We start from the raw sequence: 18,253 nt of genomic DNA, 5'->3' as shown, positions 1-18,253 counted from the left end.
GCCGCCCACAGCCGCGCGCTGAGGGCTGCTCACCGACTACCCGTGGGGGAGCTCTCGCCCCCGGCCGGCTTGATCGCGTGGAGGATGCGCATGCCCCGGGGGCCCGCAGCAGCGTGCTGGACCTGCAGGCCGGCGCGCCGGGCTTCGCCGCTCAGCCAGTCCGAAGCCAGTCGCAGTTTGGGGTAGCTGCCGACCTGGAGACGCCACTCCCCCTCCGAGCGGGTGTGGAGCAGGTCGTGGACCATGACCGTGTCGTCGTCGACGTACTCCAGGAAGCAGGTGAGCAGTTGATCCTCGGTGGAGCGTACGGGGAGGAACCGGTCATCGCCGCGGAGCTCCCCGGTGAGGTCGCGGAAGGTCACCACGAGGTGTCCACCGGGGCGTAGGGCACACGCCACGCTGTCCAGGAGGGAGCGGACGTCGCCGCGGCTGGGCAGGTGGGTCAAGGTGTCGCCCATGCACACGATCGCGGCCGCGGTGCCTGATCCGGCAACGTGGGGGAGGGCATCCAGGATGTCGGCGCGCACGGTGCGTACGGCGCCCGCGAAGCCGGCGGTCTCGGCATGCCCGACGAGTTCGTCGAGCAGGGCCCGGCTGAGGTCCACGGCCGTGACGGTGGAGAAGCCGAGGCGTGCCAGAGCCAGGGTCTGCGGGCCGGGCCCGGATCCGAGGTCGATGGCAGCGTCCCCGTCCGCCAGGGGCCGTACTCCAAGCCCTTGAAGGAGCGCGGCCTGGTCGCGGGCGACCGAGTGAATGTCGCTGCCGAGCATCCACGTGTAGTGCGTGGCGAGCAGCCGGTCGTAGTGCGCATGGGCGGTGGTCATGGGGGTCGTCTCCCTTGGTCGGCGTGCCGGTGGCGCGTGGCAAGTGCGGCGGCTCGGTGAAAGGGGCTACAGGGAATCCAGGTTCACAGCATCGGCCATTGCCCGGTAGCCGGCGTCGTTGGGGTGGAGTCCGTCCTTGCTGGCGTAGGCGGGGAGCAGCTGTTCGGGGTTGAGGGGATCGGCGAGGACGCGGTCGAAGTCCACGACGGCTTCGTACGCGCCGCTGGTGCGGATCCACTGGTTGAGCGCGGCGCGGGTCTCGGCGGGGGTTCCGCTCTCCAGGCCCTTGCCGGGCGGAAGCGTCGCGCCGATGACCGTGACCCCCCGGGCGTGGGCAGCGCGGATCAGCGCGCGGTGGCCCTCGATCAACTCGGCGGCCGTCACGCGCCTGTTCGTGGTGGTGCAGGCGTTCGCGGCGGTCTCGCCCATGAGGATGTCGTTGGTTCCCTCCAGCACGATCACAGTGCCCACTCGGGTCTGGTCGAGGACATCGTGGCGGAACCGGGTCGTGGCCTTCTCACCGAAGCACGCGGAGTCGCTCAGTACTCGGTTGCCGCCGATGCCGGCGTTGAGGACCGGGCGCTGACGCCCCTCGGCCGACAGGCGGCGGGAGAGCTGGTCGGGATAGCGGTTGTCGGCTCCGGGCGTCGAGGCTGCGCCGTCGGTGAGGGAGTCGCCGAAGGCGACGACCGCGTCCCGCCGCCCTCCCGCCGGCTTCGCGGCGACGTCGACGCCTTCGAGGAAGTACCAGGACGAGCTCTCCTGCACGAACGCGTCCGCGCTCACGTCTGCGCGGTGGTCGCCGTCGGCCCGGTACGCGGTCTCCATCGCCACGTTGTGGAAGGTGGCAGGGCCCGAGGGACCGTTGAAGAACAGAGTGACGCTGAGCCGGTCACCCGCCTTCACCGGCAGTCGTACCGGGTCGCTGGCCGGTCGCGCCCCGGGCCGGATCGAGGGAGAGGCGGAACCGTCGAAGGTCAGCGTGCGGACGGTCCCGGGTCGGACAGAGGCGCCCCCGGTGGATATGCCGACCGTGGCACCGGTCAGTCGCAGCGGGGTCGTTCCGAAGGCGTGGGACAGGCGTACGCGCAGGTCGGAACCGGCAGTGCCCACTCTCACGGTCTGACGTACGGATTGGTTGTGGAAGCCCGCCTCCGCCCAGGTCGGGTACCAGCTCTGGGAGGGACGTTGGACGGCCGTGCTCCAGCCGGCCGCCCACTGGTGTGCTCGCGGCGAGGCGGTGGCCGTGTGCGCGAACGCTGGGGTGGCGATCAGGAGAGTGGCCAAGGTGGCGGCAGCCAGAGGCAGGCGTGGGAAAGCGCGCATCGTGTGCTCTTTCGTTGTGGTTGGCAGGGCAGGGCAGGGCAGGGCAGGGCAGGGCAGGGCAGGACGGGGCAGGACGGGCTACGGTGCAGCGGCGGGCCGGTGGTTCGCGGCGCGGTTCAGGCAGCCGCATGGTCGACGCGGCAGCCCCGTGTCCGACGCCTCGTCTCGGCACGGCCTGAGCCGTGTCGTGCGGGTGTCATGCAGTGAGACCCAGGGCAAGGGTGGCCGTGACAGGAGCGAGATAGAGCAGGGGGAAGGCGACGGTCTTGTACGAACGGGCCCGCAACACGGTGACGACAGCGCCGAGGAAATAGAGCACCAGGCCCGCCCCGGCGAGCACCCCGACCGCCGGCAGGGCCAACCCGATCAGCAGGCCGGCCGCGCCGGCGAGCTTGGCCAGGGCGAGCGGGGTCCACCAGGGTCGGGGCACCTCGTACTGCACGAGGGGTTCCACGACGAATTGGGCTCTGCGCATCAGGGACAGGCCGGAGAAGCCGACCCAGACAGCGGTCAGAACGGTGACGACGACGGTGATGGACATGCGGATACTCCAAAGTTCGCTGGGCGCGAGGCGTGTGGGGCGAGCGAGGTTTCAGGCCGGGACCGGGGTGTTCCACCGGTCGAGTGCCGCGTAGGCGGGCTGCCAGTACTGGTCGTACGCGCGCCGTGCGGATGGGGGCAGGGCCGAGAGCAGCGCCGTGGACGTCCGAGGGTCGGCTCCGTCGAGAAGCCACGGGAGTATTTCCGCAGCGTCCGTTCCGATCCGCTGGGTGTGCACTCGGCCGAAGCGCGTCCACTGGTCCGGCGTGAGGAACGCCTTGGCCAGCGGGAGGGCGGCCTCCTCTTCGTGGCGGAGGTGCCCGGCCAGGCCTGTCACAAAGGAGTCGAGGAGATGGCCGAGCAGGTCCGCGCCACTGCCCGAGCCTGTCCGGGCGGCGGCCGCCACCTCGTCGACAGCGTGCACGAGCGGATCGAGGGCGGCGTGCTCGGCTTCCATCGCCTCAAGCAGGGCCAGCTCGCTGGACCGCCCCGCGAGGGCATCGCGCAAGACCGGCCACAACGCCTCGTCCTCGGCCGCGTGGTGGGCGTGCAGGGCCTTCTTCAGAAGGGCCCAGCCCGCCGATCGGGTAGGGCAGTTGCAAGGCTCGCGGACGGGCCGACCGGCGGCTTGCGCGAGATACCGCAGTTCGCGCCGGAGCGCCTCGTGCATCGCATACATCGCCGTCGGGTCGCAGGTGGACGAGTCGTTCATCGTGTCCCTCCTGGATCGTCCGGCCGGGCGGGTGCCGGCAGTTCCCAGGCTCACGCACCCGGTCATCCCCATCAAGATCGGATCGCTTATCGTCCGATCACCTCCGGGTTATCTCACACCGGCCAGGAGGGACGAACGGGTGCCTGGCACGGTGGAAATACGTGACATCGAGATCTTCCTGACCTTGACCGAGGAAATGCACTTCGGCCGTACTGCGGTCCGGTTGCACGTGTCCCAGGCCAGGGTCAGCCAGGCCATCAAGGAACAGGAACGCCGCATCGGCGGTGTGTTGTTCGATCGCTCCGCCCGTCGCAACGTTCGCCTGACCCCTCTGGGGGAGCAACTGCGGGACGACCTGCGGCCGGTCTACGCCGGTCTGCTTCACAGCCTGCAGAGAGCCAGGATGGCCGCCCGCGGCGTGGCCGCTGTGCTCCGCATCGGCATGGTGAACACCAACGGCCACGACCTCAAGCCGTTCTGGGCGGCCTTCCGCTCCCGCCATCCCCACTGCGAACTACGGATGCGCCACAGCGCATCCCAGGACCCCTTCGGACCGCTACGCCGAGGGGATCCGGATGTGCTGATCGCCTGGTTTCCGATGGACGAGGCCGACCTCACCACCGGCCCCGTGCTGTTTTCCGAACCGCAGGTACTCGGCGTGGGCGTTCACCATCCCTTGGCCGGGCGGGACTCGGCGTCGCTGGAGCACCTGGCCGACTTCGGGGTGCTGTCACCGGCGACGCCCGTGCCCGCTCCCTGGGAGAACGCCTTCCAACCGAAGAGGAACGGTCCCTACGGTGGGGCCTGGTATGGCGCACCGAGACGGAGAACGACCTCATGCGCGGTCTCGTACAAACGGCGCGGAGTGTGGGTACGGCGCGTCTGTGAACGCTGTCAGCCGGAGTCGGTCTGTCGGTCGCCGAGTTGGCGGGCGGTGTCGGGGTGGCATGACCTGCATGTGGCGCCCCGTTGTCGAAGCCGTTCAGGACGAGGTAGGGCCGTGGCTTCGAGCCGCAGACCCTTCCTCGTCAGCTGCGCGCTGTGTGAGGCGTGCCGGCCGGGATGCTCGTACCGTGTGCTGCCCGGAGCGGACCCGCATCGGCGCAGCACCCAGGCCGAACAGGGCGATCGCCATGATCAGCACCAGCACTTGCCAGGAGGCGAAAAGGGCGAGCGCCGCGCCCGAGGCGATGGAGATCACCTGGACCAGTCCGAGCACCGAGTACCCCGCCAGGGCTCGACGACCGGTCGACTCCTCGGGACCGTAGATCTGCAGAGCACTGGCGAAGGCGATCAGGATGAGAGGCAATCCGGCACCGACGCCCACGAAGGCGGCCATGGCCGTCGGCAGACTGGGCACGAGGAGGATCGAGTAGCCGACCGCCGCCACCAGCACGCCCGTTCTGGCCAGAGCCGGGGGACTGAGAGCCCTGATCCGCTGGAACCGCGTCATGACGAACGCGGCCGAGGCCTGGACGGTGACGAAGACACCGACGAGACTCGCATCGCGGCCCAGGGCGTCGGCGATCAGGAAGCCGAGGGTCTGCGCGAAGCCCTGAACCAGGTGGACACCCAGTACCAGGAGTACGACGGTTCGCAGACGTCGGTCCGTGAGCAGCGCACGGGCTCCTTCGCCGAAGCCCTGCGGTGGGGCGGAACCGGTTCCCTTCGGTTCGGACGTTGCGCACCGGCTGAACAGGATCGCCGCTGCGGTGAACGAGGCGATGTCCATCAGGACCACGGCCTGTATTCCAGTGAGGGCGTAGAGCCCCGCTCCCGCGGCCGGCGCTGCGATCCGCATCAGCTCCGTGAGCGCCCGGAACTCCACGTTGACGGGAACGGCCAGTTCGGGCGGCACGGTCTCCTTGAGGTAGGCCGTGAGCGCAGCCGAGACCACCGTGCCGATGAGGCCGTACAGGAAGGCGACGGCATAGATGATCCAGACGCCGCCCGCGCTGTGGACAAGCAGCAGGGCGGGAGTGACCGCGGCGCCGGCCAGATTGGCCGCGATGAGCCACCTCCGGGGTGGGTGCGCGTCGATCCATCGCGCGGTCACCGGCCCCGTCAGACTCCCCGTACCGAGCGCGAGGATGACGACGCCCGCAGCCGAACTGCTGCCGGTGAGCTCCTTCGCCCAGATGGCCAGGGTGACGAGGAGGGCCATGTCCCCGAAGACGGAGACCGTCTGGGCGACGAGCGGAAGGCGGACCTTGCGAACGCGCAGGAGGCCGATGAGCCCGGTCTGCTGGGTCACAGCCTTCACCGGGTGGCACCGTCCCGGCGGGCCATGCGGCCGACCGCCGCAGCCGGAGCAGCGGGCTCATCGTCGGGGACGCCGCCCGGCCGGGGCAGGGCAAGGAGCTGTACAGCGGCGCCGAGCACCTTCTGAGCCCGGCGGAACTCTTGCAGGGACGCCCTGTCCGCAGGGGTGAGGGTGAAGCACCGGATCAGCTCGTCCTTGACGATCGTCGGGAACGACCGCAGGGCCTCTGGCGCTTCATCACCGGCACCCCGCGTCGCCACTCGCCGCCCGTCCCCTCGCCGTCACCCGATAAGCCCGACGAGCCACCCTACGCCCGGCAAAGGAGGATCGTCTTGCGGGTGATCCCATGCGCCGCGAACCAGGCGCGGACGATGTGCATGAACGCGATCGCGGTGGCGGCCACGACCGTGCATGCGCCAAGGTGCAGGACGCCGAAGTCCGCCGCCGTTGGGGATCCGGCCGACTCTCTTCACATCGATATGGACCATGTGGCCGGGCCGGCGGGCGATGATCTTGCGCGGCTCGCGGCTCGCGGCTCGCGGCTCGCGGCTCGCGGCTCGCGGCTTGAGTCGCCGTTCGAGTCGATGCACTTGCGGCGGTTCAGCCCGAGGGCGAGCCGGCAGCAGACCACTTCTTTGTGCGCCGCAGGGTGTCGATCCGAGCGACGAAGCCGGCATCGGTCGCAGTCGGCCGGCGGTGAGGAGCTGATGAGCGATCCAGTAGGCCGAGCTCCCCATTTTGTAGGCGGCGGTTGACCCACCCGGATGCGTACGCGCGAGAGATGCCCGTCTCGGCGGCCACGTGCGCGATGGGTCGGGTATGGCAGCGTTCGACCAGCCGGCGGCGCCCTTCGGGGGACAGCGGCGCGTTGCGATGGACCATCCGCGTCAGCGTGCGCCGGGGTGCATCGCCGCTGTCGTGTCCGCGGCGACGGTGAGCGGGTCGGTGAGCGGTCGGTCGAGCAGCTGCACGAGGTCGGGGTTGGTGTTGCTGAGGAACCCATGTCGGACACCGCTCGCAATCGAGGCGAGCATCGGCGGCTGGAACGGCAACAGGGTGCCATCGGTGAGCAGCCGCTTGCGGTACTTGCCGAGTCCGATTGCCCGGTGAGCGACGCCAAGGCGTTCGGCAACCTCGGTGACGGTGATCGGTTCACCGACCAGCTCATGGGTCTTCCCCGCGTGCGCGGTCGGGTTGCCGGCGACGATGGCTGCGGCTGCGGCCAGGTCAGCCCGCGCCACTGCGGAGAGTGCACCCTTGTCGAACGCTGATTCCAGGCCATCGGGTGTCCAGGTCAGCAGCGCACCGAACAGCTCCGCGTAGAGCCCGTTGCGTAGGATCGTCCACACGAGTCCGCTGGCCTTGACCATCTGCTCAGTGGCCCGGTGGGCGAGCGCGAACCCGAGGTGATCACCGGCCCCGGTCAGGCTGGTGTAGATCACGTGGGCGACGCCGTCGCGGCTCGCAGCGTCAAGAACGGCCCGGTGACGAGCAACGACCTGGTCGTCCTCGGCGTACCCCGCCGACACCAAGACCAGCGTGGAAACTCCAGTGAGGTCGAGGGTCGCAAGGTCATCGAAGTCGAGGCGGCGCTGTCCGTCGACGGGCGATCGACTCCCGCCCACTGCGGGCGCATCGCGCTTGGCCAGCTCTTGAAGTGTGAGGGAAGCGAGCTGTCCGTTGGCGCCGGTCACCATGATCATTTTGGCTCTGTCTCCTACCGTGGTTCTCTTCGGTAACTACGGTGAGATCTTCAACCGGCCGCGGTCGGCTCACAAGGAGGCAGTTTCGTGTCAGTGACGCACACCGATGTAACCGCTGGAGCCGCCGAGCTCGAGCCGTGCGGCCAGCCGGACCACCCGGACTGCGGGATCCGGGACGTCCTCGACCGGGTCGGGGACAAGTGGTCGGTCCTTGTCATTGTCGAACTCGCCAACGGGCCGCGGCGCTTTCGGCAACTCCAGCGCGCCATCGATGGGATCTCCCAGCGGATGCTGACACTGACGGTGCGACGCCTTGAGCGAGATGGGCTGGTCCTTCGGACCGTGTATCCGACCGTGCCTGCTCAGGTCGACTACCGACTCACGGAGACCGGCGCGAGCCTCACCCACCTCGTCAAGGCGCTTGCGGACTGGTCATTGGAGCACCGAGACGGCATCGCCCGTGCCCGCCGGGCCTACGACAACCAGCACCCCGAGAACGAGATCCGATGACTTTCGGGCATTGGCGCCGCTGAGCCTTTCCGCTGTCGGGCGATCACCACCCGCCTCTGTATCGACTGTGGTTCACCGATGGCGGAACTGTCGATGAACTTGGGGCGGTCGAGATCAGCTACGCCGATCGGGTCCGAGGTGTTGATGAGCGCCGGTTCACCCAGCTTGGGTCGCGGGATGCGGGTGGGAGGAACTGGGGGGAACGGTGTAAATCGTGACTGGCTGCGAGCGAGTCGAGTCGAAGGCGCCTGACGGGCGAAAGGCCAGGTCAGGCGCCCTACTTCGTGCCTCTAGAAGAAGCCGAGACGCTTCGGGGAGTACGAGACCAGGAGGTTCTTCGTCTGCTGGTAGTGCTCCAGCATCATCTTGTGGGTTTCGCGGCCGATGCCGGACTGCTTGTAGCCGCCGAAGGCGGCGTGGGCCGGGTAGGCGTGGTAGCAGTTCGTCCAGACCCGGCCCGCCTGGATCGCGCGGCCGGCGCGGTAGGCCGTGTTGATGTCGCGGGTCCAGACACCCGCGCCCAGACCGTACGCCGTGTCGTTGGCGATCCGTACGGCGTCGTCGAAGTCCTGGAACGAGGTCACCGACACCACCGGGCCGAAGATCTCCTCCTGGAAGATCCGCATGCGGTTGTCGCCCTCGAAGATGGTCGGCTGGACGTAGTAGCCCCCGGCCAGGTCGCCGCCGTGGTCGATGCGCCCGCCGCCCGTGAGGACCTTCGCGCCCTCCCGCTGGCCGATCTCCACGTACGACAGGACCTTCTTCAGCTGCTCCTCGGAGGCCTGCGCGCCGATCATCGTGTCCGTGTCCAACGGGTGCCCCGGCACGATCAGTTCGGTGCGGGCCACGGCCGCGTCGAGGAAGTCCCCGTACCGGCCCCGCTCGATCAGCGCGCGCGACGGGCTGGTGCACACCTCGCCCTGATTGAGCGCGAACATGGCGAAGCCCTCCAGGGCCTTGTCGCGCAGGTCGTCGTCCGTCGACCAGATGTCGTCGAAGAAGAGGTTCGGGCTCTTGCCGCCGAGCTCCAGGGTGACCGGCTTCAGGTGCTCGGCCGCGTACTGCATGATCAGCCGCCCGGTCGCGGTCTCGCCGGTGAAGGCGATCTTCGCCACGCGCGGGCTGGACGCGAGCGGTTTGCCGGCCTCCTCACCGAAGCCGTTGACGATGTTCACCACGCCCGCCGGCAGCAGGTCGGACACCAGGCTCAGCCAGTAGTGGACGGAGGCCGGGGTCTGTTCGGCCGGCTTCAGGACCACGGTGTTGCCGGCGGCCAGGGCCGGGGCGAGCTTCCACACGGCCATCAGGATCGGGAAGTTCCACGGGATGATCTGGCCGACCACGCCCAGCGGCTCGTGGAAGTGGTAGGCGACCGTGTCCTCGTCGATCTGGCTGAGCGCCCCCTCCTGCGCGCGCAGCGCCCCCGCGAAGTAGCGGAACTGGTCGATCGCGAGGGGGATGTCGGCGGCCAGCGTCTCGCGGATCGGCTTGCCGTTCTCCCAGCTCTCGGCGAGGGCGAGGGACTCCAGGTTCTGCTCCATCCGGTCCGCGATCCGCAGCAGGAGCGTCGACCGCTCGGTGATGGAGGTCCGCCCCCACGCGGGCGCGGCCGCGTGCGCCGCGTCCAGCGCCCGCTCCACGTCCTCGGCGCTGCCGCGCGCGACCTCGGTGAAGGGCTGACCGTTGACGGGGGAGGGGTTCTCGAAGTACCGGCCGCGGGCGGGCTCGACGTACTCGCCGCCGATGAAGTGGTCGTAGCGGGACGCGTACGACATGAGCGATCCCTCGGTACCGGGCGCAGCGTAACGGGCCATGGTGTCCTCCCCTTTGCCGGGCGCCGGCCACCGTCGGACGGCGCTCGAACGGAGGCTAGGAGCGGGCAGGTTGCGGATACGTTGCACGCGGCCCAGGGCGCCGTGCCGCCACCGCCACGCCGTCCCCTCGCGCACCGAGCTCATGGTCCAGGGCGCGTACGCGGGCCAGCGCGGCCGACCGGTCCGCCGGAGGCAGCGCCGCCGCCAGCGCCCGCCACGCCTCCAGGTCGTCCGCGCCCCACGGGCTGCACACCCAGTCGGTCAGCAGACCGGCATCGGCCCGGGCGATCACGGCCGCCCGCGCCTGGTCCTCGATCCGCCGGCGCAGCCGGACGATGCCGGGAGCCGTGGAGGCGGGCAGCAGCGGCCCCGGGTAGTGGTGCAGCGCCGCGGAGACCGCTCCGGCGGCCAACTGCCGGGTCAACGCGGTGAAATCGGCGGCCAGCGGACCGGCCGCGCGGTAGGGCCGCGAGAGCGGCGCCGCGGGCCCGAGCAGGGCGCGCAGCCGGGACACCTCGGCGCGCAACGTCACCGGTGACACCGACTCGTCCTCGTACAGGGCGATGGCCAGCTCCTCGCCCGACAAGCCCTCGGGATGGTGCGCGAGCAGGGCCATGATCTCGCTGTGCCGCCGGCCGAGCCTGATCCTGCGCCCGCTCGTGACCAGCAGCGCCTCGTCCTGGCCGAGCGCCGTCAGGCTGTCCCGGGAGGCCGGCGGGCCGGGGGCGAGCAGCGTCAGCTGGGCCTCCGCCGCCCGGGCCACCGCCTGCACGAAGGCGAGGGAGTGGGGGTGGGCGAGGCCGTCACCGCCGGTGATGTCCACCGCGCCCAGCACCCTGCCCGTCCGCGGATCGCGCACCGGGGCCGCCGCACAGGTCCACGGGTGCACCCGGCGGCTGAAGTGCTCGGCCCCGAAGACCTGCACCGGCTCGCCCACCGCGACCGCCGTGCCCGGCGCGTTGGTGCCCATCGCCGTCTCCGCCCAGCGCGCACCCGGCACGAAACCGAGCCGCTCCGCCCGCCGCAGCGTGCCCGGTTCGCCCTCCACCCACAGCAGGCTGCCCCGCGCGTCACACACCGCCAGGAGATGCGCCCCGTGCGCGGCGAACGCCCCGACGAGGTCCCGGAACAGCGGCATCGCCCGGGCCAGCGGGTGCTCCTCGCGGTACGACCGCAGCTCCGCCTCCGCAAGCTCCACCCGGGGTGCGCACTCCGGGCTGAGCCGGGCCCGCGCGCACCGCCGCCAGGACCGCGCGATGACCGCCCGGACCGGTGCCTCGACCCGCCCGTCGCGCGTGAACGCGGCGTGCGCCCGCCGCAGTTCGCGCGTGCGCAGGGCCGGATCGGCCCCGCCCGGCAGCGCCACCGACGGATCGCCCATGTCACCCTCCCGTCGTGCCGCGGTACCCGGAGCGCTCCATCGTCGTACCGGCTGCGGGCCCCGGCAAGCCGTACGTCGGCCACCGCCTCCGCGCCACGTCGGCCGGGCAGTGGCAGAACCTCACTCGACGGGACCGGCCTCCAGCGCCGAGGCCGGGTCCGGGGCCGACGGGCCCGCCGGGACCCACCGGTCCGCCTCGCGGCGGTACGGCCACCAGCGCCCCTCCCGGCCCAGCCGGAGCTGGCGGCCGCTGCCCGCCTCCGTCCATCGGGCGCGGACCCGGCGGAGAACCGGAGCCTCCTCGTCCGCCCAGGCAGCGGCCAGGGCCGCACGGGCGCGGGCCAGCGTCGTCCGGTCCGGCGTCCAGTCCTCCTCCAGCGCCGCCAGGCCAGGGGCCGCACCGAAGCCCCAGGCGAGTACGGCCAGGCGCATGTCGGCCCGGCTGCGTCCGGTAGCCGCGGCCAGGCGGGAGCGGACCCGGACGTCATCGGCCTCGCGCGTGAGGCGTACGGCGTCTTCGGCAAGCGTGAGCGGGGCCGGCGCGATGCGGTCGGCGTGGCCCGGAGCCAGAGCCTCCGCCAGCAGCCGGTACGCCTCCGTCGCGGCTGCCTGTGCAAGGAACTCCACGGCGTCCACGTCGAGTTCCGGCTCCGCTTCGCCCTCGGTGTCCAGGGTCGGCGGCTGCCCCGGCGCGTCCGGCAGCCGGGGCAGCGGGGGCAGCGGGGGGAGCGGGGGGAGCGGGGGGAGCGCCACCTGCGCCTCGTACGCCTGCGCCGCCGGCACACCCGCGTCGGCGGGCGGCACCCGGGGAGCCTCCGCGCCCGCCGTGCTCCGCTCCTCCAGCTCGTCCACCAGCTCCCGCTCGCCCCGGCCGCGCAGGAGCAGCAGCACGAACGGGTCCTGGTCCAGCAGCCGGGCCACCTGGTAGCAGAGCGCGGCCGTGTGCGGGCAGTGGTCCCACTCGCCGCAGTCGCAGCGCGGATCGAGGTCCCCGATGCCGGGGAGCGGGTCCACCCCGGCGGCCGCCGCGTCCTCGGCCAGCTCGGGCGGCACCTCCCGGTCCAGCAGCGCCGCGATGTACCCCGACTCCGCGGCCGCCAGACCCAGCAGCCGGTCCCATTCCGCCTCCGTGAACTCCTGCACGAGTACGTCCGTCCGGTGTGCCGTGCCGTCCCGGTCGCGCACCACGGCCGTGAGCCCGCCGGGGCGCACCGAGACCGCGCCCACCGCGCCCGAGCGCGCGTACCGGCGCCCCTGCCTGACCTGCTCCCCGTCGAGCGCGCTGTCCTCCAGGGTGCGCAGCCAGGCGTGGCCCCACCAGGTGCGGGCGAAGGAGCGGCCGGGGGCGGGCGGGAGCGCCGGGAACGTCCTCTCGTGCCTCTCGTGCCTCTCGTGCCTCGCGTGTCTCGCGTGCGAGTCGTCCGAGGCCGAGTCGTGCTTGTCGTACGGGTCGCGGGTGTTCATCGCTCACTCCCCGTGGGGCGCGCGGAGCGCCACGAGTTCGGCCAGTTCGGCGTCGGTCAGTTCGGTCAGCGCGCCCTCGCCGCCCGCGAGGACGGAGTCGGCGAGCGCGCGTTTGCGCTCCAGGAGCCGGGCGATGCGGTCCTCGACGGTGCCTTCGGCGATGATCCGGTGGACCTGTACGGGCTGGGTCTGGCCGATGCGGTAGGCGCGGTCGGTGGCCTGTTCCTCGACGGCCGGGTTCCACCAGCGGTCGAAGTGGATGACGTGCCCGGCCCGGGTGAGGTTCAGGCCGGTTCCCGCCGCCTTCAGGGACAGCAGGAAGACGGGGACCTCGCCCGCCTGGAACCGGTCGACCAGCTCCTCGCGGCGCGGCACCGGCGTCCCGCCGTGCAGCAGCTGCGAGGTGATCCCGCGGCCGGCGAGGTGCTTCTCCAGGATCCTGGCCATCGCCACGTACTGGGTGAAGACGAGGACCGAGCCGCCCTCCGCCAGGATCGTGTCGAGGAGTTCGTCGAGGAGCTCCAGCTTGCCGGAGCGGGCGGCGGCGTCGGCGGTTCCCCGGTCTCCGCGTTCCCCGGAGCCGTGCTCGCCGAGGAAGTGGGCCGGGTGGTTGCAGATCTGTTTGAGGGAGGTCAGCAGTTTGACGACGAGACCGCGCCGCTCCATCCCGTCCGCCTCCGAGATGGCGGCGAGCGTCTCGCGTACGACGGCCTCGTAGAGCGCGGTCTGTTCGCGGCTGAGGGACACGGTGTGGTCGGTCTCGGTCTTGGGCGGCAGCTCGGGCGCGATGCCGGGGTCGGACTTCTTGCGCCGCAGCAGGAACGGCCGTACGAGCGCGGACAGTCGGGCCGCCGCCTGCGGGTCGCGGCCGCTCTCGACGGGTTCGGCGTAGCGGGATCGGAAGGTACCGAGGCGGCCGAGGAGCCCGGGCGTGGTCCAGTCGAGGACGGCCCACAGCTCGGACAGGTTGTTCTCGACGGGGGTGCCGGTCAGGGCCACGCGGGCGCGGGCCGGGATGGTGCGCAGGGCCTTGGCCGTGGAGGAATGCGGGTTCTTGACGTGCTGGGCCTCGTCGGCGACGACCATGCCCCAGGAGGTGGCGGCGAGTACGGGCGCGTCCAGGCGCATCGTGCCGTACGTGGTGAGCACGAAGCCCCCGGCGGAACCGGCGGAACCGGCGGGACCAGTGGGTTCGGCGGGACCGGTCAGGCCCGCGAGGCTGCGGCCGGGACCGTGGAAGCGGCGCACGGGCGTGCCGGGCGCGAACCGCTCGATCTCCCGCTGCCAGTTGCCCAGCAGCGAGGCCGGGCACACCACCAGGGTGGGCCCGGCGGTGGCGGGGTCCTCCCGGTTGCGGTGCAGGTGGAGCGCGATGAGGGTGACGGTCTTGCCGAGGCCCATGTCGTCGGCGAGGCAGGCGCCGAGGCCCAGCGAGGTCATCCGGGCCAGCCAGCGCAGGCCGCGCAGTTGGTAGTCGCGCAGGGTGGCCCGCAGCTCGGGCGGTGCGGCGAGTTCGTCGTCGGCCCGTGGATCGGCGGTGAGCCGCGCACGCAGCCGCTCCATCGCACCGGTGGCCTCCACGTCGACCCGCTTGCCCCCGATCTCCGCCGACCCGGTGAGTACGGCGGCCAGCGCGTCCGCGGCCGTGACGTCGAGGTCCTGGCGGGCGCGCGCCCGGCGGGCTTCGGCCGGGTCGATCAGGACCCACTGGTCGCGCAGCCGGACCAGGGGCCGCTTCGCCTCGGCGAGGTGGTCGAGCTCGGCGCGGGTGAGGTCGCCCTGGTCTCCGAGGGCATGGCGCCAGCTGAAGGAGAGCAGGGACCCGGGGGAGAGCAGACCGGACGGGAGGTCGGGTCCCACGGAGTCAGGGGAGCCCACGACGGCGCGGGCGCTCAGGTCGCGGGCGAGTCCGCGCGGCCAGTGCACCTGGACCCCCTCGGCGGCCAACGCGGCGGCGGCCTCGCCGAGCAGCTCCACGACCTCCTCGTCGGCGAGCCCGACGGCGTCCGGCACGGCCGCGCCGAGCAGCGGGGTCAGCGCGGGCCACAGCCGGGCGGCGCGGCGCAGGGCGCGGAGGGCGTCCATCCGGGCGCCGGGCGGGAAGGCGGTCGCGGCGGCTCCGGATCCGGCCCAGACGTCCGCGGCATCGGCGACCACGGCGGAGTCGGCCAGGCCGTGCATCTGGAGGACCGCGCGGAAGGCGGGAGCGCCGGCTGTGCGGGCCCGGCCGTTCCCGCCCTGGTCGCGGGCTGCGTCCGGGGTTCGGCCGAGGGCCTGGTCGAGGCTCTGGTCGAGCTCGATCCGCAGGGAGATCCGTACCCCGGCGTCATGGCCGGCGGCCACCTCGGCGGCCCAGTCGCGCAGCTCGGGATGGAGGCGCGGTGGCCGGGCGGCGAAGGCGGGTCCGCCGGCGGCCTCGGCGGCGGCGGGGGAGCGGGGGAGGGTGTCGGCGACGGCATCGAGGAAGGCGCGCAGCAGCGGCTCCGGGGTGGGCAGCCGGGGCGGCCCGTCCGCGTCCAGCGGGACGCAGTGGGCGCCGGGTGGCATGGCGGCGGCCAGTTCCCGGACCTCGTCGAGGTCGGCCGCGTCCAACGGGCCGATCCGCCAGGCGTCGTGGCCGGCGGGGCTCAGCCCGGGCAGGAGCCGGCCCTGCGCGACGAACCGCAGGGCCAGCAGCGCGGCGGCGCCCCAGAACGCCGCGCCGGAGGGTGCGGAGGTGCCGGAGGTGCCGGTGCGGCTGGTGTCGCCGGTCGCGGCGCCGGCTGCCGACGCCGCGGCGGCCCGGGCCCGCGTGAGCAGGGGCAGGGCCTCGGCCACGGGCAGCACGAGCGCGGTCACGGGGGTCCGGCCCAGGTCGGGGGTGACCACGGTGAGTTCCTCGACGCTGCCGGCACCGGGCTCGGCACCGACACCGGCACGGGACTCGGCACGGAGGCGGGCAGCGTCGACCGACTCCCCGTCCAGCGGCCAGAGGGCGATCCGGCCGGTGCGGGCCGGGTCGCCGGGGAGGAAGACGGCGGAGTGGTGGAAGTGGCCGGAGAGCTCGGAGCGACGCACGCATTCCTCAAAGTTGACTACCGGGGGCGAGGCGGCCGAGAGTACCCCACCGCAGTGGCTCGGCGGCGGGGGCGGGCCGCGAACCAGCCGACTCTGAAGACCGTTGGGGTGTCGGGGGAACGCGTGGTCGTGGCGGCGCGTTGAGGGGGTAGTGGTCGACGGCAGAAGGAGGTGTCCGCAGATGTCCACGAGCGGAAAGATCGCGGTTGCCGGAGTCGTGGCAGCCATCGTGTTGTTCTGGACGGTGGGGTTCTGGGCCGGTCTGCTGGTCCTGATCGGTGTGCCGGCTGCGGCGTACCTCCTGCTCGACTCCTCCCAGCGGCGTCGTCTGCGGGGCATGTCCAGGAAGCAGATCGGCCGCTGACGGCGGCAGCAGTAGCAGTAGCGGTAACGGCAGCGGCAGCGATACGGACACCAGCACGGGCTCCGAGTACGGTGCGGAGCCCGGCAGGTGCGGCCGCGGCGCGGACGTTTCGGGGTGGCCCGCCCTGGCGGCGGGATCAGGCGGCGTCGCTCGCCGCGGCCGGCGCGAGGTTCGATTCGAGCAGCATCTGCGAGGCGTGGTCCACGAGGTGCCGGAGCACCTGCACGTAGGTCCCGTCGCCGCCCAGTTCGTCCAGGATGCGGTGCGCCTCGGCGCGGAAGCCGTCGATCTCCGCCCGGTAGCGGTCGAGGGCAGTGGGTGTCCGCAGGAGGCGCGCGAGTTCCGCCCTGGCCGGAATCGAGCGTCCGGCGGCGGAGCACAGCCCCAGCACGTGCTCGCGGGAAGCGGGTGAGGCGTCCTCGATCACGGAAGCGAGGAGGTAGGTCACCGTGCCGTTGAGCAGGTCCTCGTCACGACCGGACAGGATGTCTTCCTGGTCGTTGAAAATCTGCCACAGGATGCCGAAGACATAGCCGAATTCACGCCACAGCTCCACCTTCTCGGCGGTCGTTCCCGAGAATATCGCGGCCATTGCCGTGATCATTCCGAAAGGTGCGCCGGATTTGCCGCGATACGTCTCGATCACCGATTTCCGCGAGGCGCTGCAGATGTCCCCGCACATGTCGTCGATCTGGCCGTCGACGCCAATGATCCACCCGTTCAGGATCTCCGTTATCAGCGCGCTGCGCGCCTCCTCCGGAAGTTCCTGCGACAGGATGATCTGAATGGGGAGCGCGTTACCCGTGATGACGGAGGCGAGTAACGCCTCGTTCTCGGTCAGTTCGCCGGAGATGGACGCGCCGTCCGCGTCGGCCAGGTCGTCGAGGTAGCAGGCCGAGGTCCACCACAGCAGGTGCACGGCGGACAGCGGGATGGCGGGCCCGGGACTACCCGTCTCTATGGCGTGCGTGAGCAGCGGCAGCACCGAGAGGGGATGTCTCAGTTTCCTTTGCCTCAAGAGCTTGGCCACTGTGTTCCGTGTGGTGACCGCCAGCGGGCCGAGCCGCTCCAGGGCGGTTTCGATCTCCGCATCGATGTCCTGCGCGACTTCCCGGTGCAGGTCCAGGTACGACATGGAATTCAAGAGCGGCCTCCGTCGTGGAATGGGCTGAAGGGGTGAGGTGCACACCCTTTGAGCCGCGTGACTGGCCGATTCGATCATTCCGGAGGGAGGGGATCCAGAGCAATTTTCGGCCCGTCTGGCCGATTCTTTTCGATTGTGCGTCATTGGTGCCGGTGGCGCCGCCGTGCCCGGCGTCGGCGAACTGCCCGGTAATGGCCGTGGATGAAGACCGTCGCCCACTTCGGCTGCCGCGATTCACCCCGTGGCCCGAACTCGGCCACGCGTCCTTTCGGATCGGGGACCGGAGTTCCGCACACCGGGTCCGGTCCCACCAGGTGGACATCCGGACGACTTCACGCCGGGCGGACCGCGACCCGGTCCAGTGCCGTCAGCAGCTCGGGCAGGCCGGGATCCCCCTCCTGGGGGACGGCGAGCACCTCGCTCGGCTCCTCGTCCAGCAGGACGAAGGCAGTGTCGCCGGTACGCCCCACCAGCGACCAGCCCGGCCCGTCCACCCGCAGGGTCCGAGCCCCCTCGCCGGCGAAGGAGGACCGCACCCGGCCCGGCGGCGGCGGGGTCCGCGTGTACTCCACGGCCTCCTCCAGCGCCCGGGCGAGCCCGGGGTGCGCGGCGGCGGCCGCCCCGCCGTCCGTGGCCACGCGCTCGCGCCAGTCCGACCACTCCCGCGCGATCTGGTCCGCGCCCATGCGGCGCTGCACCGGCCCCCACGCCTCCGCGGAGGGCGGCGCCAGCGGCACCCGCCCCGTGCCGTCCGCACCCTGCTCCGGATCGTGCGGCTCGGGGATCCCCGCCGCCGCCACCGACAGCTCCAGCGGCCAGCCCGCCAGCGAGACCACGATCGACCGCTCGTCGGGGGACAGGTCGTACTCCATCCCGCAGTCCCAGGAGGCGATGGCCGTGGCCACGAGCGAGACGTCGTCCACGACGACCGTCCAGCGCGCGCCCTCCTCGTCCTGGCCGAGCACCAGCCCGTACCCGTCCCCGCCCGGGGCCACGCCCAGCAGGGAGCAGGCCTCGGGGAAGTCGTCGCCCAGGATGCTGGGGAACTGCGCGGGCGTCAGCAGTACGGCGGTCAGCACGTACAGGGAGCCGCCACCCTCGTCGTCGGACACCTGGCCTCCTGGTAGCTCTTTCGTCGGCGCACCTTAACC

Annotated in this window: 15 protein-coding genes and 2 pseudogenes; 3 read left to right on the top strand and 14 right to left on the bottom strand. The window is 71.8% G+C overall.

Annotated elements, in window-relative coordinates; translation table 11 throughout:
• Window positions 1-29: 29 nt before the first annotated feature.
• The 4 genes from AB0D29_RS18425 to AB0D29_RS18410 form a co-directional block, all read right to left on the bottom strand.
• The gene (locus tag AB0D29_RS18425) at window positions 30-824 is read right to left on the bottom strand and encodes a class I SAM-dependent methyltransferase (protein WP_362855349.1); all 795 of its coding nucleotides are present in this window, start codon (window positions 822-824) and stop codon (window positions 30-32) included.
• Window positions 825-890: 66 nt separating this feature from the next.
• On the bottom strand, window positions 891-2,150 hold the full coding sequence (locus AB0D29_RS18420) for an SGNH/GDSL hydrolase family protein (protein WP_362855348.1): 1,260 nt from the start codon (window positions 2,148-2,150) through the stop codon (window positions 891-893).
• A gap of 196 nt (window positions 2,151-2,346) precedes the next feature.
• On the bottom strand, window positions 2,347-2,691 hold the full coding sequence (locus tag AB0D29_RS18415) for a DoxX family protein (RefSeq protein ID WP_362855347.1): 345 nt from the start codon (window positions 2,689-2,691) through the stop codon (window positions 2,347-2,349).
• A gap of 51 nt (window positions 2,692-2,742) precedes the next feature.
• Window positions 2,743-3,402, bottom strand: a complete 660-nt coding sequence (locus AB0D29_RS18410) for a hemerythrin domain-containing protein (protein ID WP_362855345.1) — start codon at window positions 3,400-3,402, stop codon at window positions 2,743-2,745.
• On the opposite strand from AB0D29_RS18410, the pseudogene AB0D29_RS18405 reads away from it, so the two are divergent.
• Window positions 3,386-4,165: pseudogene (locus AB0D29_RS18405) on the top strand (LysR family transcriptional regulator); the annotation flags it as partial. The gene AB0D29_RS18410 and the pseudogene AB0D29_RS18405 sit on opposite strands and share 17 nt — an antisense overlap.
• Window positions 4,166-4,384: 219 nt before the next feature.
• Here AB0D29_RS18405 and AB0D29_RS18400 read toward each other — a convergent pair.
• The 4 genes and pseudogenes from AB0D29_RS18400 to AB0D29_RS18385 form a co-directional block, all read right to left on the bottom strand.
• Entirely contained in the window at window positions 4,385-5,665 is a 1,281-nt protein-coding gene (locus tag AB0D29_RS18400; protein ID WP_362855344.1) for an MFS transporter, read from the bottom strand.
• Window positions 5,662-5,925, bottom strand: coding sequence for a DUF4158 domain-containing protein (locus tag AB0D29_RS18395; RefSeq protein WP_362855343.1), 264 nt, complete (start codon window positions 5,923-5,925; stop codon window positions 5,662-5,664). Before AB0D29_RS18395 ends, AB0D29_RS18400 begins: the two co-directional genes overlap by 4 nt.
• 129 nt (window positions 5,926-6,054) lie before the next feature.
• Window positions 6,055-6,547 (bottom strand): annotated as a pseudogene (locus AB0D29_RS18390) (leucine zipper domain-containing protein); the annotation flags it as partial.
• Between the two features lie 5 nt (window positions 6,548-6,552).
• A complete protein-coding gene (locus AB0D29_RS18385; protein WP_362855342.1) occupies window positions 6,553-7,368 on the bottom strand; it encodes an NAD(P)H-binding protein in 816 nt (271 codons plus the stop codon).
• A gap of 87 nt (window positions 7,369-7,455) precedes the next feature.
• On the opposite strand from AB0D29_RS18385, the gene AB0D29_RS18380 reads away from it, so the two are divergent.
• Entirely contained in the window at window positions 7,456-7,878 is a 423-nt protein-coding gene (locus AB0D29_RS18380) for a helix-turn-helix domain-containing protein (RefSeq protein ID WP_362855340.1), read from the top strand.
• A gap of 290 nt (window positions 7,879-8,168) precedes the next feature.
• Here the strand turns inward: AB0D29_RS18380 and AB0D29_RS18375 are convergent, their stop codons facing one another.
• The 4 genes from AB0D29_RS18375 to AB0D29_RS18360 form a co-directional block, all read right to left on the bottom strand.
• Window positions 8,169-9,692: an aldehyde dehydrogenase family protein gene (locus AB0D29_RS18375; RefSeq protein WP_362855339.1), complete on the bottom strand. Its 1,524-nt coding sequence runs from the start codon at window positions 9,690-9,692 to the stop codon at window positions 8,169-8,171.
• A 55-nt stretch (window positions 9,693-9,747) separates the two neighbouring features.
• Window positions 9,748-11,073: a GAF domain-containing protein gene (locus tag AB0D29_RS18370; protein ID WP_362855338.1), complete on the bottom strand. Its 1,326-nt coding sequence runs from the start codon at window positions 11,071-11,073 to the stop codon at window positions 9,748-9,750.
• Between the two features lie 120 nt (window positions 11,074-11,193).
• Window positions 11,194-12,537: an SWF or SNF family helicase gene (locus tag AB0D29_RS18365; protein ID WP_362855336.1), complete on the bottom strand. Its 1,344-nt coding sequence runs from the start codon at window positions 12,535-12,537 to the stop codon at window positions 11,194-11,196.
• A 3-nt stretch (window positions 12,538-12,540) separates the two neighbouring features.
• Window positions 12,541-15,594: a DEAD/DEAH box helicase gene (locus tag AB0D29_RS18360; protein WP_362855335.1), complete on the bottom strand. Its 3,054-nt coding sequence runs from the start codon at window positions 15,592-15,594 to the stop codon at window positions 12,541-12,543.
• 181 nt (window positions 15,595-15,775) lie between these two features.
• On the opposite strand from AB0D29_RS18360, the gene AB0D29_RS18355 reads away from it, so the two are divergent.
• Window positions 15,776-15,958, top strand: a complete 183-nt coding sequence (locus AB0D29_RS18355) for a hypothetical protein (RefSeq protein ID WP_351286947.1) — start codon at window positions 15,776-15,778, stop codon at window positions 15,956-15,958.
• A gap of 136 nt (window positions 15,959-16,094) precedes the next feature.
• Here AB0D29_RS18355 and AB0D29_RS18350 read toward each other — a convergent pair whose 3' ends face one another.
• A complete protein-coding gene (locus AB0D29_RS18350; protein ID WP_362855474.1) occupies window positions 16,095-17,093 on the bottom strand; it encodes a polyprenyl synthetase family protein in 999 nt (332 codons plus the stop codon).
• A gap of 341 nt (window positions 17,094-17,434) precedes the next feature.
• Window positions 17,435-18,214, bottom strand: coding sequence for a hypothetical protein (locus AB0D29_RS18345; RefSeq protein ID WP_362855333.1), 780 nt, complete (start codon window positions 18,212-18,214; stop codon window positions 17,435-17,437).
• Between the last annotated feature and the right edge of the window lie 39 nt (window positions 18,215-18,253).

It is taken from the genome of Streptomyces sp. NPDC048424, assembly GCF_040651555.1.
Taxonomy (GTDB): domain Bacteria; phylum Actinomycetota; class Actinomycetes; order Streptomycetales; family Streptomycetaceae; genus Streptomyces.
This window is presented reverse-complemented; position numbering and strand designations above follow the sequence as displayed.

Bases quoted from the DNA above. Each gene is read 5' to 3' on its own strand.
- AB0D29_RS18415 (WP_362855347.1), bottom strand. From the start codon at position 2,691: ATGTCCATCACCGTCGTCGTCACCGTTCTGACCGCTGTCTGGGTCGGC.
- AB0D29_RS18375 (WP_362855339.1), bottom strand. From the start codon at position 9,692: ATGGCCCGTTACGCTGCGCCCGGTACCGAGGGATCGCTCATGTCGTAC.
- AB0D29_RS18420 (WP_362855348.1), bottom strand. From the start codon at position 2,150: ATGCGCGCTTTCCCACGCCTGCCTCTGGCTGCCGCCACCTTGGCCACT.
- AB0D29_RS18365 (WP_362855336.1), bottom strand. From the start codon at position 12,537: ATGAACACCCGCGACCCGTACGACAAGCACGACTCGGCCTCGGACGAC.
- AB0D29_RS18410 (WP_362855345.1), bottom strand. From the start codon at position 3,402: ATGAACGACTCGTCCACCTGCGACCCGACGGCGATGTATGCGATGCAC.
- AB0D29_RS18425 (WP_362855349.1), bottom strand. From the start codon at position 824: ATGACCACCGCCCATGCGCACTACGACCGGCTGCTCGCCACGCACTAC.
- AB0D29_RS18385 (WP_362855342.1), bottom strand. From the start codon at position 7,368: ATGATCATGGTGACCGGCGCCAACGGACAGCTCGCTTCCCTCACACTT.
- AB0D29_RS18370 (WP_362855338.1), bottom strand. From the start codon at position 11,073: ATGGGCGATCCGTCGGTGGCGCTGCCGGGCGGGGCCGATCCGGCCCTG.
- AB0D29_RS18350 (WP_362855474.1), bottom strand. From the start codon at position 17,093: ATGTCGTACCTGGACCTGCACCGGGAAGTCGCGCAGGACATCGATGCG.
- AB0D29_RS18355 (WP_351286947.1), top strand. From the start codon at position 15,776: ATGTCCACGAGCGGAAAGATCGCGGTTGCCGGAGTCGTGGCAGCCATC.